The 330-nt window shown below is 65.5% G+C and carries 1 protein-coding gene; it reads right to left on the bottom strand.

Annotated elements, in window-relative coordinates; all coding sequences use genetic code 11:
* A partial coding sequence (locus tag ACYPYD_RS12250; protein WP_459663371.1) for a DUF389 domain-containing protein occupies positions 1 to 330 on the bottom strand: 330 nt, incomplete at both ends.

Below are 330 nucleotides of genomic sequence, written 5' to 3'. Positions count from 1 at the left end.
CAAGCGGGGGCATCAGGGCCGTAGCGATGGCGACCCCGACGATCGTGTCCCCGCGCCCACGAATGATCGCGAAAGTACCGGCAAGCGCCGCGAAGAGTGCGACGGCGAGATCGAACAAGTTGGGCCTCGTGCGCGCGATGATCTCGCTGGTCGGCGCCTGGAGCGGTGAAAGCGCTACGATCAGCGCCGTGAACAGCACCGCCGCGCCGCCACCGATCGCAAGCGCCGTCAGCGCCCGTCTCATCTCGCTAAAGTCGAACAGGGCAAGACTGAACCCCAACCCAAGGATCGGGCTCATCAGCGGAGAGATGAGCATGGCGCCGATCACCA

It is taken from the genome of Novosphingobium sp. 11B, assembly GCF_054589055.1.
Note: the sequence above shows the minus strand (reverse complement) of the source record. Positions and strands in the feature narration are given on the sequence as shown.